Here is a 15,089-nt window from a genome sequence, read left to right on the forward strand (position 1 = left end):
AGGGGTTCGGCCGTGCGGGAGCGCGGCGGGCCGGGTGTGGCGCCGACCGGGCCTTTCGGATCAGGTCTTCTTCAGGTCGGGCCCCGCCATCGACAGCGGCTGTCCGGGTACGAGATGGTCCTCGTCGCCCTCCGGATCGGTCAGCCGGCCCAGCCGGCGCGGCACATCGGCGCCGACCAGCACGATCACCACCAGCGTCAGCCCGAAGGTGAGCACCGCCAGCGCCCGCCCGAGGGACATGCCCTCGGCCAGATGGGCGCCGAGCACCGGCGCCACCGCGCCGCCGAGCGCCCCAGTGTTGTAGACGAAGCCGAGCGAGGCCGCCCGGCTCCCGGTCGGGAAGTGGCCCGCGATGTACTTCGGCAGGATGCCGGAGATCCCCTGGCTCAGCGCGAGCAGGAAGAACAGCAGCACGCCCAGCCCGACCAGCGAGTCCTGCACCGCGAACACCGGGAAGACGAAGGCCAGCGAGGCGAGCAGGGTCACGGCGTAGGCGCGCCGGGTGCCGAGCCAGTCGCCCACGAAGCCCGCGAGCCAGCAGCCGGCCATGGTCCCGAACCCGGCGTAGAACATCACATCGGTGACCTCGGAGGGCGAGTACGCGAGCTGCTCCTTCAGATAGGTGGGCAGCAGCGCCTGGATCGGCCAGCTGTAGAGGAACGCGCAGAAGACCGTGCACATCAGGGACACGTACAGCGGCCAGCGGCGGCGTCCGCCGAGCTGGGCCGCGAAGGCGAACAGGCACCCCGCCGCCAGGACCGACAGCGGCCAGCGCCAGCCCGCGCCCGCCGGGGTGAAGACCAGGAACAGGGCGACGCTCGCGGCCGCGGTCAGCGCCGTGTTGACGCTCGCGCGGATGCGTCCGGCGAACAGCGGCCGGAAGGGGTTCGGCCGCGCCCGCGCCGCCGCCACCTCCTCGTGCCAGTCCCCGGCCTCCGGGAGCGCGCGCCGCACCCACAGGGCGACCAGTACCGGCAGCACACCGATCCAGAACATCCAGCGCCAGCCCCAGTGGGGCACCACCCACTTGTAGAGCTCGGAGGCGATGATGGTGCCGCCCGAGTAGCCCGAGATGAGGAAGCCGGAGGCGCGGTTGCGCAGCCGCGCGGGCCAGCTCTCCAGGACGTAGGTGGCGCTTGCGCTGTACTCGCCAGCCATGCCCATGCCAATCACCAGGCGGGCCGTGAACAGGCTGATGTAGTTCCAGGCGAACCCGCAGGCGAAGGTGCCGAACGAGTAGAGCAGAATACTGATGATCATGGCGGCCTTACGGCCGTAGCGGTCGCCCAGCGCGCCCAGCACCGCGCCGCCGAGCCAGCGGGTGATGAAGGCGCCCGAGACGAGGCTCGCCGCCGACGCCGTGCTCAGGTCGAACTGGTCGGCTATCTCGGTCAGGACGAGCGTGATCAGCACAAAGTCGAAACCGTCGAGCAGATAGCCGATCCAGGCGGCGAACAGGGACTTCCACTGACCGGGTGAGACCTCGCGGTACCAGGGCACCTTGGCGGCTTCGATCACGACAACAGCCCTCCCTCCTCCAGGAGTTGACGTACGGTCTTGACGGCGGCGTCGCCCAGCGGCACCTGGGGCGGCGCGGTGTCCGCGCAGTCGATCACGCCGAGCAGCCGCAGCGCGGCCTTGAAGCCGCCCAGGCCCGAGGAGCTGCCGCCCATGAGGGTGGGATCCCCGGCGTCGGTGATGGCGAAGAGCGCGGCCAGCCGGTCCTGTTCGGCGGCCGCCTGCTCCCAGCGCCCCGCGCGCGCGTGCTCGTACAGCCGGACGAACCCGGCCGGATCGACGTTGGCCAGCCCCGGGACGACGCCATGGACGCCCGCCAGCAGGGCGCCGTCCACCGCCAGTTCGGAGCCGGTGAGCACGGTGAAGGTGTCGGCGAGACCGCGCCGGCGGACCTCGACCAGCAGCCGCCGCAGCGCCCCGTCGTCCCCGCTGCTGTCCTTGACCCCGGCCAGCGTGGCGTCGGCGGCCAGCGGCAGCAGGATCGAGGTCGTCAGCTTGGAGTGGACGGAGACCGGGATGTCATACGCGAACAGCGGCCTGCCCACGCCGTCGCGCAGCCGCCGGAAGTGGTCGGCGATCTCCAGGGGGTGGGTGCGGGTGTAGAAGGGCGCGGTGGCCACGATGCCGTCCGCGCCCAGCTCCGCCGCCGTACGGGCGTGATCGAGCACCCGCGCGGTCGTCATGTCGATCGCCCCCGCGAGCACGGGAACCCGCCCGTCGACGGCCTCGATGACCGCCGTAAGGGCCGTACGGCGGCCGCGGTCGCTCAGATAGGCGGCCTCTCCGCTGGAGCCGAGCGCGAACAGCGCGCTCACCCCCGCGTCGATCAGCCGCTCGGTGAGCACGGCGAGGGAACGCGTGTCGACCTCGCCCGTGGGCGTGAGCGGGGTGCACAGGGGCGGAACGACACCGGTAAGGGGAGCCGGAAGACTCATCGACACCCAGCCTTCTGGATAGCGGGACAATATGGACGTGGGACGTCCTATGTTCGGGCCCGAATCTGACGGAGCGCCATCGCCCTGTCAAGTACATTCCCGCCGCAGCGCCTCGTCCGAATCCCGCCAGCGCGCCGCGAGCCCACCGGCCAGGCTTGACCGCATGGACGAAATCTATGAAATGCGGGCCATAGCGCCCGAGGTGCTGAAGCAGCTGCGGATCAGCGATGACGCGGGCAATCCGCCGCGGCTGGTGGTGGAGGACGAGGAGGGCGGCAACCCGATGCGCTGCTGCCTCGGCCGGAGCCGGCCGAACGAGACCATCGCGCTCGTCTCCTACGCCCCGCTGCGCCGCTGGGCGCGGGAGACGGGTGCCAGGCCCGGCCCGTACGACGAGGTCGGCCCGGTCTTCATCCACCTCGACGAATGCGACGGCTGGACCGGCCCCGGCATCGCGGACGGCATCCGGGGCCAACGGCGGGTGCTGCGGGCGTACACGGCCGAGGGCAACATCCTCGGCGGGCGGCTGCTGAACGACGGCGAGCCGACGATCGAGGAGGGGCTGGCCGAGCTGTACGGGGACCCGCGGGTGGCCGCGGTGCATGTGCGCGCCGTCGAGTTCGGCTGCTTCCTGGCCGAGACGCGGCGGGCCTGAGGCGTCCGGCACTCCGGGTGCGGGGCGGCGCCGGGGGGTACAGGGGTTCCCCCGGCACCGCGCTCGGAGTACCGCGCGCACAGCCGCCACGTTCGGAGTGTCGGGCTCACCACACCGCGTTCAGTGCGTGGCGGCTTTCAGAGCGTGGCGGCTTTCAGAGCCCGGCGGCACAGCGCGTCCGCGCGCCGTGTCGTCTCGGGCTGCCGGAAGTCGCGGGCGAGGTGCAGGGTGTACGCGCAGGCGTCCGCGATGGTCACCCGATGGCCGATGGAGACGAAGAGCGGCTTCACCGCGTCACGGGTGCGCAGCGCGCGGCCGACCTCCTCGGCCCCGTCGAGCAGGGGCGACCAGTCGCCACGGCGCGGCCCAGGGTCGGCGTGGCGGAAGCCGAAGGGGTTCTTGGCGACGCCGATGGTGGGCAGCCCGGTGAGCACCCCGAGATGGCTGGCCAGCCCGAACCGCCGGGGGTGGGCGAGGCCGTAGCCGTCGCACACCACCAGGTCGGGGCGGCGGCCGAGCCGCCGGTCGAGGTCGCCGAGCGCGTCGAGGACGGCCGGGATCTCACGGAACGCCAGCAGCCCGGGGACGTACGGGAAGGAGACGCGGCCCACCGCGGTCGCCTCCGCGACGACGGCAAGGCTACGGGCGTCCAGGGCGACGGCGGCGGCCGCGACCAGGTCGTGCTCGTCGTCGTACGCCACGTCCACCCCGACGACCGCGCCAGTGCCGGTGCCCGGCTCGGGCACCTCGCCGCCGACGACCACGGACGCCCGCGTCCGCTCCTGGAGGGCGACGGCCTCGGCCTCGGTCGTGGGCCAGTCGCGGGGCAGTTCATATCGTGGATCGACGGCGCTGGTCATCGTGGCGCTCACGTTACTAGCCTGCCCGTCATGTTCGTACTGGAGATCACGTACACCGCCTCGGCGGACCGCGTCGAGGCCGCCCTCCCCGAGCACCTCGTCTGGGTGGACGACCACTTCGCGAACGGTGTCTTCCTCGCCTCCGGCCCCAAGAACCCCCGTGACGGCGGGGTCATCCTGGCGCTCGGCGACGACCGGGCGAAGATCGAGGAGATACTGGCGAGCGACCCCTTCATCGTGGCGAGCGTGGGCGAGTACACGATCACCGAGTTCCTGGCCACCCGCACGGCCCCGGCCCTCGCCGATTACCGCCAGCAGCGGCCGTAAGGAGCCCGTTTCGGCTTATGCCTTGAGGGAGGCTATGAACACGGCCCACGATCCGGCGGGGAACACGAGAGCGGGGCCGTCGGGGTTCTTGGAGTCGCGGACGGGGACGAGGCCCGGGAGGTTGTCGGCGACCTCGACGCAATCGCCGCCATCGCCGTTGCTGTAGCTGCTCTTGCGCCAGACCGCTGCACTTACGTCCCTGGTCGTGGGCATGGGGTGTAGTCCTCCATCGCGGTTTGGATCATTGCCTCGGAATCGCGAGGCGATAGGGCCATTGCCCTGAGCAGATCGTAGTTCTCCCGGCGCATGGCGACTTCAGCTTGGTCCTCGATGAGGACACCCGAGCGACTGCCTTCTTCGTAGGCCACCTGGGGCTCGCCGGGCACGGTGTAGACCTTCAGCACACCACCCAGCATTTCCGGGTGCTCTCCTACTGCGAAAGGGAGCACCTGAATGGTCACGTGCGACTGTGCCCCCTGCTTGAGCAGGGAAGCCAACTGATCGCGCGTGACGTCTGGTCCGCCGACGGGGCGGTGCAGCACGGCCTCGTCCAGGATGAACCAGCAGCGTGGCGGCTTGGGCTCGACCAGCCGCGCTTGTCGGTCGATGCGCGCCTTCACCATGGCCTCGATCTCCGCGTTCGGCGCATGCGGATGGACGCTGCGCATCAACGCCTCCGCGTAGCGCGGTGTCTGGAGAAGTCCAGGAGCGCCCACGCTCACGTACTGCTCGATAACGGCGGCGCGCTTCTCGATCTCGATCATCCGCCGGTACTTCCCCGGAAACGGCTCGTTCTTGGCCAATGCATAGATCCGCGCGAACACCCCATCCGTGCCGAAGCACGCGTCCAGCTTCGCCGGTAGGTCGTCGTACGGCAGCGACTCCGCCGCTTCGATTCGCGCGAGGTGGGACTTGCTGTAGTTCAGCACCTCGGACAGCCGCCGCAGCGACATGTCCGCCTTCTCGCGGTGGCGGCGGATCTCCGCGCCGAACAGGTCGCGTGCGGAGCGGTCGGGGAAGAGTTCGCGCGGCTGGAACACCATTGGTCCGTCCCTCCTGGTCCCGCTGTCCGGCCGGGACCGCTGGCTTTTTTTGGAGCTTACGCTCCGGAGGGCGACGCACTTGACACGTTCCGTAATTGACCCCCTCCCCGCGCCCCTTCCCGCAAATCCACGCTGCGGGAAGAGGCGAAGCCCCGGTCCGGGGTCTGGGGCGGAGCCCCAGTTTCGGGAAGGGGCGGGGAGGGGGCTGCCCGCCGCAGGCGCCAAGACTCGGCAGGCACCCCCTGGCGGGCCTAGCGGGAGACGCAGAGCCGGACCACGAGCGAGACGCAGCCCCGGGAGTCGCCGGAGTCGGAGCCGGACCCGGAGTCGGAGCCGTGGTCGTCCGGCCCGGCCGTGGGCCGCTGCGTCGGCTGCCCGCTCGGAGTGCCCTCCGGGTCCGACGGACCGCCGTCCGTCGGCTTCTGGGTCGGCTCGTCGGTCGGCTCGTCGGTCGGCTCGTCGGTCGGCTCGTCGGTCGGCTCGTCGGTCGGCCGGTGCGACGGGCCACTCGACTCGGAGGACGAAGCGGACGACGAGGGCGAAGACGGCCGCGACGAGGGCGATTCCGAGGAACCGGACGTCGGTGCCTTGCGCGAGGGGGACACGGCACTGGACGGCACATCCGTCGGGGAGTGCCCGGTGGGCACGCCCGCGGTGGACGGCCGATTCCGGGACGCCTCCCCCGGAACGCCCGCCCGCGAGCCCTCCGAGTGCCGCGAGGCCCCGGACGCGGTGGACGACCCGGAAGAAGCCGAAGAATCGGCGGAGTCGGACGTATCCGATATGGATGGCTCCGAGGCCGCCGCCGGCTGCTGCGCCGCCGCCGAGCCACCGTCCGTCAGCGCCAGCCCCGTCATGACCGCCGCCCCCGCGACCAGCAGCACACCGCCCGCGGCCGCCGCGACCGCCACCGGCCCCGCCTGGCGCACCTGCCCGCGCACGAGGTGGTGCATGGAACGGCGGGAGGAGACCAGCGGCCCGTTCGAGGGCGCCGCGTGCGCACCGCCGCCGGTCGCCAGGGCGCCCACTCCGGCGGCCCCCACGGCACCCACCGCACCGGCGGCCGCCAGCGGCGCCAGGAAGCGCGCCATGTCCCGGTCGTACAGCGCGAGCAGCGCCGGGCCGGTCAGCGCGGACAGCCGACCGTCGGCCGCGACCAGCTGCTCCATCCGGCCCCGGCAGTCCTGGCAGCCGTCGATGTGGACGGCGATCTGCTCGGCCTGGTGCGGGGAGTCCGCGCCCCGCACATGGTCGGGCAGCCCCTCCCAGTGCCCACCGCACGCGGCGCTCGCCGGATAGCCGGGCTGGGCGCGCAGGAACTCCTGGCGCACGCTCTCCCGGACGCGCTCCACCAGGGCCGCCGCGCCGTCCGGGCTCGCCCCGGTCCGCCACGCCACCTCCTCCGCCGGGAGCCCGTCGACCTCGGCGAGCCACAGCACCTTGACCCAGCGCTGCGGCAGCTCGTCGAGGACCTGGACGAGCGGTTCGAGGTACGACGCCTGCTGCGACGGCCCCCCGTTCCCCACCCCGGCCGACAGCGCCCTTACGGCGCCCGTCAGCTCGGCCGGGACGGCGTCGGCACCGAGGGGGTGCCCGGCGCGGATCCGACGCCACACGCTGTAGTGCGCCTCGGCCACCAGGTCCCCCGCAACCCAGGGATTACCGGTGAGAGTTCGGGCATATCCGCACAGACGCGAATATTCGGCTTCGTAGATTCGGCTGTAGGCGGCGGTGTCGAGCGCCGCGTGACCTTCGGTCATGGTGGAACAACCCCTGGGGTGGGTGCCTCGTCATGGCCGACGTTTCTGTAACAGCTCCGCACGGCGCCCGAGACCTTGCATGGATTGGCAACTCTAAATGCCCTATGTCCCCTCGAAAAATCAGTCGTGACGCACGTCACGTCGAAAGTGGGTGCACTGGCCTGATCGCCCAAACGTCTTAACGGTCGTAAGGGCGACGCGCCCCGCACCTATCGCAAGGGAGCCGACGTGACCACTGTCATCGACCAAGCCGTCCAGGCACAGCTGATCGCGTCGACCCCCGAGTCGCGCGCGATTCCGGCCTGCCTGCGCTACGAGCGGGACGACCCGTTCGCTGTCCGTGTCTCCTTCCCGCCCTCCGCGTCCCTCGACGGCTCCGCGGTGGAGTGGACGTTCGGGCGCGAGCTGCTCGCGGCCGGGCTGCGCGGCCCCGCGGGCAGCGGGGATGTGCAGATGTGGCCGAGCGGACCACAGGGGACGGTCCTGGAGTTCCATGCCCCCGAGGGCATGGCCATGGTCCAGTTCGACACCGCCGACCTCCGCAGATTCCTCGGCCGGTCGTACGCGGTCGTCCCCGAGGGCAGCGAGGCCGGGGAGCTCGACCTGGACGAGGGGCTGGCGTCGCTGCTGAGAGACGCCTGAGTTCCGTACGGAGGCTCGGGCCCGGCCGGTACGGAGGCTCGGGCCCGTACGGGCGTCCGATCCCGCTCCTGACGGTGAGGGGTCAGGTGGCGGTCACGGCCGTGGTCGACGCCAGCATGGTCGTGACGACCGCGGCGGCGAGCGCCGTCCGCACCTGCGCGATGACCTTCTCCAGCACCGGGCCCATGCCCCCGCAGCGCTCACCCAGCTCCAGGATCCGGCGCTTGCGGACCTTGGCGTCCGTGGCCGTCACCACGGACCTCAGCTCACCCGCCGCCGCGAGGGTGACCAACGCCGCGTCCCGTTCGGACACTTCGGCCACCGGCTGCTCGCCGTGCAGCACGCGCACCGCGTCGTCCCGCATCCCGGCCACCTGATCCGGCCGTTCCAGCAGGTACTCCTTGGCGGGGAACAGCCCCAGCATCCGCTTCCCCTTCGCCCGCACATATCCGGCCGCCACCATCTGGTCGCGGACCGCGTGCTCGGTCAGCCGCGGCTGATGCCCCACCCAGATCTGCCAGCTGCGCGGCCGGGACTCGCCGATCAGCTCCAGCAGCCCGTCGAGCGCTTGGTCCCCGGTGGCGGCGTCGGCCACGGGGCAGGGGCTGCCGTCGGCGTCGGTGAGCATGCCCCGCTGAACGAGTTCGGTGAGGGCGGCGGCGCGGACGAGGAGTGCGGTGTGCGAACCGGCGGGTTGGCCGGTCTCGGTGTCGTAGGAGAGCAGGTAGAGCGAGGCGGAAAGGGAGAGCGATCCGTTCGGCACGGGAAACCTCCGACGGTCGGGCGTCCGGTGGGGCGGCGTACTTCGACCATATCGGCCACGCACCCTCATGATCGACCCTCCGCCACGGGGTCTCCGCGGCTCCTGGGAACACGTCACCTGACCGAGGCCGGGTTGCCCGGAACACGTCATCTCCCCGGGGCTTGGCATCTCCCGGGGGACATGGCCCATTTCCGGACGCCGTGGCCCGGCCCCAGGACGGCGGGCCCGGGACACCCGGACCCGGGACACGCGGAGGTCGCGACACGCGGAAGTCGCGACACGCGGAGGTGGCGGCGACGCGTACCCCCGTGTGTACGCGTGGCCGCCACCGGTCCCCCTCGGACCGCATCCCCCGTCCCCCGTCGGCCCGCTCGGGCCGCCCCCGTCAGCCCCCTCGGACCCCGTCCCCCGTAAGGCCTCCGTCCCCCGTAAGGCCCCCGTCAGGTCCCGCTCACGGGTGGTACAGCTTGACCACGGCAGTCGTGGCGGTGCGCTTGAAGTCGGCCAGTGGCGCCTGGTCGTAGCCGCCCATCTCGCCCCACGTCACGACGGTGACGGTCCGGCCGTCGCGACCCACTCCGAAGAGGTGGATGCCGGGCTCCGAGTCCGGGTACGAGGTGTGGACGCCGTAGACATGGGCGCCGTCCTCGGCCGTCAGGCCGCCGTAGTCCCGCCATGAGGCGGTGCCCTCCGGGAACTGGCGCTCCCAGTCGGCGGCGCAGTTCCGGATCTTCTTCTCGGCCGCGGCGGCGAGCTTGCGGGCCGCGTCCACCGTGCCGGTCCTGACCACGATCTGGCTGGCGCCGGTGTCGTACTCGGTCCAGAAGGTGCGGTGGGTCGCCCCGGCCGACGGGAAGGTCTTCTCCACGCAGAACGGAGGGGTCTCGGGCAGGCCCTTGGTGACATCACTCGCGTACCAGTCGGAGCTCGGATGCGGCGGGAGCTCCCTCGGCACGAGGTGGCCGGGGGTGCGCAGGGGCACGGCCACCTGCGCCTCCCCCCGGGCCTGGGCCTGGGCCTGGCCCTGGCCCTGGGCCGACGGTGCATGGGCCAGGGCCGGCCCGGTCCCGGCCACGGCCACGACCCCGACGGCCGCTGCCACGACGCCGAGCGCGGCGCCGCGGAATGAGTGCGTGGGCTTGCGCATGAGGTGTTTCCCCGTCTCTTCCCGATCTCAGGGTTTCGGCATGTCGCCGTCGCACCGGGAGGTCGCGGCGGCAGGACAAGCCTGTGCGCCACCTGGCCGTGGCGGCTACGACCGGCGGGGCATTCGGGACGCTGGAACGCCTGCACGTACGCTGACTTGGGGGTATGACAACACCCTGGAACGCGCTCGTGGGACGCCCACGGGACGACTCGCGGTGCCGGGGACGATATTGGGGGGTGGTGGGCGTGGGGAACGCCAAAGAGGTCGAGGACTTCGCCGAGAGACTCCGGGCGCTGAAGGAGCGCTCGGGCCGCAGTTACGGCTCGCTGGCCACACGACTGCACGTCAGCACGTCCACGCTGCACCGCTACTGCAACGGCGACGCGGTTCCGGCGGAGTACGCCCCCGTCGAGCGCTTCGCCCGGCTGTGCGGCGCCACCCCGGAGGAGCTGGTCGCGCTCCACCGCCGCTGGATCCTCGCGGACGCCGCGAAGCGCCGCGCGCGCGAGAGTGCGATGTCGGCTCCGCGCGGGGTCGAGGACGCGGCCGACGGCCCGGCCGCGGACAGCGCGGTGCGGGGGAGCAACGCCCGGTCCGGTGGCGGTGCGCCGCGGCACTCGGCCGATGTACGGGGCACCGACGCCGCGTCGGACGCGTCCGGGACCACCACGGAGCCCGCCGCGCCTTTGGCCGCCGACCGCCGTAAGGCGCGCGTCGACACGTCCGGGCCGGGCCCCGTGACCGACCCTCACCCGGACGCGGCCACGACCACCGGCCGGGCCGGAGACAACGGCACCGGGCTGGAGGCGGGCGAACGCTCACCCGGCGCTCAGCCGCGCGCGGCAGCCGATGAGCGGCCGGAGGAGCGGCCGGAGGAGCGACACGACACCGCCAACCCGGCCGACGCGTCAAGGGCCGCTCCGATGCCCGACGCCCGCCCGGTCACGCGCCACGCGTCCGCCGCGGCCGACCCCGCACCGGGCCACCCCGGAGGCGACACCGGCCCGGACCGGTCGGCGCAGGCCGGTGGCGCCGTGCGTCCTGACGCGGTCACACACCAGAACGGCAACCCACGCCAGCGCGGCGACGCCACCGACCGGGCCGACGGCACCCAGGCCGAACCGCCCGCCACATCCACGGCCGAGGCCGGATCCCTGGCTACCGGGCAGGCCCGCCCCCCTCGCCCGTGGTCCCCAGCCACCGACCGGGCCGACGGCGACCGGACCGATGCCGCCCGGGCCGAACCGCCCGCCACACCCACGGCCGAGGCCGGATCCCTGGCTACCGGGCAGGCCCGCCCCCCTCGCCCGTGGTCCCCAGCCACCGACCGGGCCGACGGCGCCCAGGCCGACGGCACCCGGGCCGAACCGCCCGCCACACCCACGGCCGAGGCCGGATCCCCGGCCACCAACCGGGACGCCACCGACCGGGCCGATGCCACCCGGGCCGAACCGCCCGCCACGCCCACCGCCGGGCCCAGGCTGACGGCCACGGCCAATTCCGCACCCACGGCCAAGGCGGGGGAACGCACGGCCACCGGCAACACCGGACCCGCCCCCACCGGCAAGGCCGACCCCCCGCCCGCCAAGCGAGCCCGTTTACGGGCCGTGGCGGCGAACGCCATGGGCCCCGCCGCCCCCTCGCGCGCACGCCGACCATGGGCGCTGCTCGCCGGGGCCGCCGCCGTTGTCGTACTCGCCGTTACGGCGGTCGAGGTGCGGCCGCCCGGGGAGGACGGCCGTAAGGACACCGCGGCCGTGCCTCCCTCCGCCGCGTCCACCTCCACCCCACCCGCCGGGCCGACCGCCCGGGGCCATCTGGACCGTCAGAAGACGGACGGCGACAAGGAGTCCGGCTCACCGCGCGACGGCGACGACCGGAAGGGTGAACGCGGCAAGGAGCACAGGGCCAAGGGGAACGCCTCCGGCTCCCCCGCGCCCGGCGCGTCCAAGGGGACCGACCACGGCGGGACCACCAAGCTCCCGCTCACCCTCGCCACCCGTTCCCACGTCTGGGAGAACGGCTGCGGCCACCGCTATCTCATCGACCGCCCCCCGACCCAGGTCGCCCCGCCGCCCACCGAGCAGGACGCCCCGACGTGGGCCGCCGCCCATGACGCGGTGCACGGCGGGACCACCAATGTGGAGGTCACGGTGCAGGGCCGGGCCTCGTCGGCCGTCGTCCTTCAGGCCCTGCACGTACGGGTCGTGGGCCGCCGCACCCCGCTCGCGTGGTCGTCGTTCGCCATGGACAACGGCTGCGGGGGCTCCCTCACCCCGCGCGCCTTCTCGGTCAATCTGGACGCCGCCCGTCCGCTGGCCCGGCCCACGGACGGCAATGACGCGGGCAAGCCGATCCCCGCCGTCCAATTCCCCTACCGCGTCTCGGCCTCCGACCCCGAGGTGTTACTGGTCAACGCCCGGACGGCGGGCTGCGACTGTAGCTGGTACCTGGAGCTGGACTGGTCGAGCGGCGGCCGCTCGGGGACGGTGCGGATCGACGACCACGGCTCGCCGTTCCGCACCAGCAGCGTCAAGGGGCGCCCCGCCTACGACTACGACTACGCCGACGGCACCTGGCACAAGAGCGACTGACCTCCAGAGCCCCGGGCCCCGGATGCCCGGGCTCCGGGCCCCGGAGCCCCCGGACCCCCCATGGCCACCGGGACCCCGGCATCCGGGGCCCGGGCACCCGGGGCCCGGGCATCCGGGACCCGGGCATCCGGGACCCGGGCCCCGGCCGCACCGCCACCTCACTCCACCGTCGTCGTGAGCCGCAGCGCCGCGTCCCGCACATCCGCGTGCGGATGGCCGCGCAGCGTGCGCAGCCGCTCCCGCCAGGGCCCCGCCCAATCCGTACGGGCCCCGGCCACCTCCGTAAGGGTCGCGGCGAACAGCCCGGAGGCGTGGCCGCCGTCCTCGTCGAGCTCCCGCGCGGCGCGCAGCAGGGCCGCGTCGGAGCCCGGCCGTGTGGCGGTGTTCAGCCGTTGCCGCAGGGCGTCGGCGGTACGGACGGCGAGCGCGGGGCGGGTGGCGTGCAGCCGGGCGAGGCGGGCCAGGGCGGCGGCCAGCGGGCCCGGGCGGGAGTTCAGGTCGAGGGCGTTCACCAGCACATGGGCCGCCTCCTGGACGAACGTCTCGTATCCGGCGAGGAGTTCACCGGCGGCCCGCGCGGTGCGCCGGGTCACCCGGGGCCGCATCCGGGCCAGGGTGGCGAGCCGGTCGGCCAGGTGCCGGATGCGGCGGTGCGCGGGGCGGTCCCGGTCCGGTTCGGCGTCGGGGCCGCCGGGGCGGGCGTCGGCGGTGGCGAGCGCGGCGAGCGCCCAGGCCAGCGGGTTGTCACCGGGCGAACCGTCGGGCGCCGCGGCCATCAGGTCCAGCAGGGCGTCGGCGGCGGGCCGCCAGCTCGCCCGGTTGCCCAGGTCGGTGACAGCCTCGACCAGCACGGCCGCCGCGTCCGGCGCCCATGGCGACCAGCGGGCCAGCGCCCCGTACCCGGCCGCGGCCACCTCGGGGTCGTCGGTGTCGCAGACGGCGCGTATGAGCTGGGCGTAGCGGCCGCGGTGGGCCTCGGCGAGGTCCAGCGGCCGGGTGCGCAGCACGGCGTGGCGCAGCTCGCGCCGACCGCTCGCGGCCGCGGTCAGCAGCTCCCAGGCGCGTTCGGTGTCGAGCAGCCCGGTGCCGAAGGCGACACAGGCGGCCTGCACATCGGGGTGCTGGCCGGGCAGCTCGAAGGTGTCGGCGAGCAGCGCGGCGGCGTCGGCCACCGGGAGCAGGGTGGCGGCGAGCCGGACGGCCTCCTTACGGCTGGTGACCTTCGCGGGGACGGGCGGTACGGCGGTGGCGACCCCGTCCGGGGCGAGCACCCCGCGCACCAGCCGCCCCAGCCGTGACGGCTCGACGTACCGGGACGCCCTCGTGGCCGCGTACATCGCCACCCGGGCCCGGTCGTCGCCCGCGTGGGCGAACAGGGCGGGCAGGGCATCGCCGGGACGGTCGGTGCGGGCGAGGGCGGCGAGCGCGGTCTCGGCCAGGGCCACATCGTCGGTGTCCGTCCAGGTCCGGACGGTGGCCGCGCCGTGGCCCGGGATCGGCGCGGCGTCGGCGACGGCGGCCGCCCGCTGCCCCGGCCGCAGGGAGGTGTCGGCGGCGGCCCGGTCCAGGAGGCGGGCGGCGGCGGCCTGCTGACGGGGCAGCCAGCGGCCGGTGTCCCGCCCGGTGGGCGGGGTCCAGTGGGTGCCGGGGGCCAGAAAGCGCCCGTACGGCGGGGTGTCGCCGAGGACGAGGTCGAGCAGATCGGTGCGACGGCGGGTCAGCACGGCCAGGACCGGCGGCAGCACGGCGGCCGAGGGCTCGTGCGCGAGCAGCTCGGCCACGCGGGCGTCCCGCTCGGCCGGTGGTTCCAGCCACAGCGCGATGGCGGTGCGGGCGGTCGCGTCGCTGCCGAACGAGATGGCCTGCCACAGGAGTTCCTGGAGTTCGGGGAGGGCGTGGGCGCGCCGTCCGAGGGAGCGGGCGAGGGCGAAGGTCAGCTCGTGGTCGACCCGTTCGGCGCCCGCCTCCAGCCAGGGCCGCAACGCCTCGAACACCGCCTGCTCCTGACCACGTCGCAGCTGGTGGTCGAGGCGGCCAAGGTCGGCGGCGCCGACGCTGCCCGCGAGCCGGGTGAGGGTGCGCAGCGCCCAGCCCAGCAGCTGCCGCCGGCCGGTGACGGCGTGTTCGCGCAGCAGCGCCACGGCCAGGTGCCGCAGCGCCTGGCGGGTGGCGGCGGACGAGTCGCGGGCGGAGATCGCGTCGGCGGCGATCCGGTCCAGCTGCTCGGCGGCGTCGTCGGTGAACAGCGCGGGGTGGGTGTGGGCGAGCGCGCCGAGCGCGGCGGAGCGCACCGGGTCCTGCTCGTTGCGCAACCGCTCCAGCTGCCGCAGCAGCTCGGTCAGGGCGTCCGGGTCGCCGGAGCGGGCCACGCACCGGATCAGCAGCGGATGGGCCAGGGCGCGGTCCTCGGCCGAGGAGCGGCGCACGGCGGCCACCAGCTCCTCGCGCGCCTCCTCGACCGGCAGATGGGCCACCGACTCCAGCACGGTGGTCCAGGGCGCACCGCGCTCACGCGCCTGGGCAGCCATCCGGCGGGCCTCGGCCTGACGGCGGGAACGCGGCAGGACCTCGAGCACGGCGGGCTCGATCACGGCGTGGGTGACGCCGCGGCCATCGGTGGCGTGGAGGGAGGTGGCCCGGTCGGTGGCGCCCCGGTCGTAGGCGGCGTGGTCGGTCCGGTCGTAGGCGGCGTGGTCGGTCCGGTCGTAGGCGGCGTGGTCGGTCCGGTCGTAGGCGGCGTGGTCGGTCCGGTCGTAGATGTCGTGGTCGGAGGCGGCGTGGTCAGAGGCAGCCTGGCCGTACTCGGCCCGGTCAGAGCTCGCGTGGTCGGAGACGGCCCGGCCGG

13 protein-coding genes are annotated in these 15,089 nt (G+C 73.9%); 4 read left to right on the plus strand and 9 right to left on the minus strand.

Features of this window, described 5'->3' with window-relative positions; translation table 11 throughout:
* Positions 1-60: 60 nt before the first annotated feature.
* Together ABD329_RS27365 and ABD329_RS27370 are read right to left on the minus strand one after the other, a co-directional pair.
* Positions 61-1,518, minus strand: a complete 1,458-nt coding sequence (locus ABD329_RS27365; RefSeq protein WP_198280255.1) for a sialate:H+ symport family MFS transporter — start codon at positions 1,516-1,518, stop codon at positions 61-63.
* A complete protein-coding gene (locus tag ABD329_RS27370) occupies positions 1,515-2,453 on the minus strand; it encodes a dihydrodipicolinate synthase family protein (RefSeq protein ID WP_198280256.1) in 939 nt (312 codons plus the stop codon). The genes ABD329_RS27365 and ABD329_RS27370 overlap by 4 nt, the downstream gene beginning before the upstream one ends.
* 163 nt (positions 2,454-2,616) lie before the next feature.
* Between ABD329_RS27370 and ABD329_RS27375 the strand changes: the two genes are divergently transcribed.
* Positions 2,617-3,108, plus strand: a complete 492-nt coding sequence (locus ABD329_RS27375) for a DUF1203 domain-containing protein (RefSeq protein ID WP_246618909.1) — start codon at positions 2,617-2,619, stop codon at positions 3,106-3,108.
* A 137-nt stretch (positions 3,109-3,245) separates the two neighbouring features.
* Here the strand turns inward: ABD329_RS27375 and ABD329_RS27380 are convergent, their stop codons facing one another.
* Positions 3,246-3,968 (minus strand): endonuclease V, encoded by a 723-nt coding sequence (locus ABD329_RS27380; RefSeq protein ID WP_198280261.1) that lies wholly within the window; start codon positions 3,966-3,968, stop codon positions 3,246-3,248.
* A 30-nt stretch (positions 3,969-3,998) separates the two neighbouring features.
* Here ABD329_RS27380 and ABD329_RS27385 point away from each other — a divergent pair, with 30 nt between their 5' ends.
* A complete protein-coding gene (locus ABD329_RS27385) occupies positions 3,999-4,295 on the plus strand; it encodes a YciI family protein (RefSeq protein ID WP_198280258.1) in 297 nt (98 codons plus the stop codon).
* A 15-nt stretch (positions 4,296-4,310) separates the two neighbouring features.
* On the opposite strand, the gene ABD329_RS27390 is transcribed toward ABD329_RS27385, so the two are convergent.
* From ABD329_RS27390 to ABD329_RS27400, 3 genes are all read right to left on the minus strand, one after another.
* Positions 4,311-4,508: a DUF397 domain-containing protein gene (locus ABD329_RS27390; RefSeq protein WP_198280259.1), complete on the minus strand. Its 198-nt coding sequence runs from the start codon at positions 4,506-4,508 to the stop codon at positions 4,311-4,313.
* On the minus strand, positions 4,487-5,338 hold the full coding sequence (locus ABD329_RS27395) for a helix-turn-helix domain-containing protein (protein WP_198280260.1): 852 nt from the start codon (positions 5,336-5,338) through the stop codon (positions 4,487-4,489). Before ABD329_RS27395 ends, ABD329_RS27390 begins: the two co-directional genes overlap by 22 nt.
* Positions 5,339-5,589: 251 nt before the next feature.
* Complete coding sequence (locus ABD329_RS27400; RefSeq protein ID WP_344317053.1) at positions 5,590-7,098, minus strand: PT domain-containing protein; 1,509 nt, start codon at positions 7,096-7,098, stop codon at positions 5,590-5,592.
* 228 nt (positions 7,099-7,326) lie between these two features.
* Here ABD329_RS27400 and ssgD point away from each other — a divergent pair, with 228 nt between their 5' ends.
* Positions 7,327-7,740, plus strand: a complete 414-nt coding sequence (gene ssgD / locus ABD329_RS27405) for a spore wall synthesis regulator SsgD (protein WP_198281932.1) — start codon at positions 7,327-7,329, stop codon at positions 7,738-7,740.
* Between the two features lie 82 nt (positions 7,741-7,822).
* Here ssgD and ABD329_RS27410 read toward each other — a convergent pair whose 3' ends face one another.
* On the minus strand, positions 7,823-8,503 hold the full coding sequence (locus tag ABD329_RS27410; protein ID WP_198281931.1) for a GOLPH3/VPS74 family protein: 681 nt from the start codon (positions 8,501-8,503) through the stop codon (positions 7,823-7,825).
* Positions 8,504-8,954: 451 nt separating this feature from the next.
* On the minus strand, positions 8,955-9,650 hold the full coding sequence (locus tag ABD329_RS27415) for a hypothetical protein (RefSeq protein ID WP_198282483.1): 696 nt from the start codon (positions 9,648-9,650) through the stop codon (positions 8,955-8,957).
* Between the two features lie 245 nt (positions 9,651-9,895).
* On the opposite strand from ABD329_RS27415, the gene ABD329_RS27420 reads away from it, so the two are divergent.
* Positions 9,896-12,244 carry a helix-turn-helix domain-containing protein gene (locus tag ABD329_RS27420; protein ID WP_344317055.1) on the plus strand — a complete coding sequence of 783 codons (2,349 nt, stop codon included), beginning with the start codon at positions 9,896-9,898 and terminating at the stop codon, positions 12,242-12,244.
* Positions 12,245-12,402: 158 nt separating this feature from the next.
* Here ABD329_RS27420 and ABD329_RS27425 read toward each other — a convergent pair.
* Positions 12,403-15,089 (minus strand): hypothetical protein (locus ABD329_RS27425; protein ID WP_344317056.1); only part of this gene is annotated, 2,687 nt, incomplete at its 5' end.

It is taken from the genome of Streptomyces javensis (genome assembly GCF_039525925.1).
GTDB lineage: Bacteria > Actinomycetota > Actinomycetes > Streptomycetales > Streptomycetaceae > Streptomyces > Streptomyces asiaticus.